Source organism: Bradyrhizobium sp. LeoA1Lang, assembly GCF_055413685.1.
The window spans coordinates 1-1,141 of the sequence record NZ_JBVAPG010000415.1 but is presented as its reverse complement, the minus strand read 5'-3'; the positions used below and the strand labels follow the sequence as shown (position 1 = coordinate 1,141).

Below are 1,141 nucleotides of genomic sequence, written 5' to 3'. Positions count from 1 at the left end.
CAAGGATCTCTACGCATGGCGCGATCTATTTCGCGTCGGCGGGGCGGAGGCGCTGCGGCCGCTGGGGCGTCCGCGCAAGAGCGATGCGGTTGCACCGAGCGTGAGGGCGCGGGCGCGCGATGTTGCGGCTGCCGACCTTGGCGCGCCCGAGCGCATTGCGGAACTTGAGCGCAAGATCGGCCAACAGCAGGTTGAACTGGATTTTTTTCGGCAAGCCTTGCAGCGGGTCAAGGAAGCACGCCGGCCGAGCAGCGGGCCTGGCGTGAGGGGGTCTACGCGGTCATCCAAGCGATGACGATCTCCCCGCGGCAAGGCGAACTGACGATCGAACGGATGTGCCGATTGGCTGGCGTCAGCCGGGCCGGCTATTATCGGCATTGGGCGGCTTCCGCCCCACGTGCCGAAGAAACCGCCGTGCGAGACGCGATCCAGCGGCTGGCGCTTGCCTACAGGCATTATGGCTATCGCCGGATCGCCGCGCAGTTGCGCCGCGAGGGCTTTGCGGTGAACCGCAAACGCGTGCTGCGCCTGATGCAGCAGGATAATTTGCTGTGCTTGCGGCAGCGGCCGTTCGTGCCTGTTACGACGGACTCGCGCCACCCGTGGCGGGTGGTGCCGAACCTGGCCCGCAGCATGGTGCCTGATGGCCTCGACCAGCTTTGGGTGGCGGACATCACCTACATCCATCTGCAGGAAGAGTTCGCCTATCTCGCCATCGTGCTCGATGCCTTCAGCCGGCGGGTGATCGGCTGGGCCTTGGAGACGCACCTGGAGGCGCGTCTGGCGGTCGCCGCACTCTCGATGGCGCTGGCGGCGCGCCAACCCACGCCTGGCAGCCTGATCCACCACTCCGACCGCGGCATCCAATACGCCTGCGGCGACTACACCGAGCTCCTCCAGCAGCACGACATTGCGCCCAGCATGAGCCGGGTCGGCAATCCCTACGACAATGCCAAAGCGGAGAGCTTCATGAAGACCCTCAAGCAAGAGGAGGTCAACGGCCAGACCTACCGCGATGCGCCGCATGCCAGAAATGCGATCGGCGCCTTCATCGAAGAGGTGTACAATCGTCAACGGCTGCACTCGGCTCTGGCTTACCAGCCGCCAGCCGAGTTCGAAGCAAATTTACCAGGTTGCGGGG

The 1,141-nt window shown here is 65.2% G+C and carries 2 protein-coding genes; both read left to right on the top strand.

Features of this window, described 5'->3' with window-relative positions:
- On the top strand, positions 1 to 295 hold a 295-nt coding region (locus tag ACZYOF_RS43880), incomplete at its 5' end, for a helix-turn-helix domain-containing protein (RefSeq protein ID WP_463719603.1).
- Positions 292 to 1,141: IS3 family transposase (locus tag ACZYOF_RS43875; protein WP_463719602.1), on the top strand; the 850-nt coding region annotated here is incomplete at its 3' end. The genes ACZYOF_RS43880 and ACZYOF_RS43875, both read left to right, overlap by 4 nt.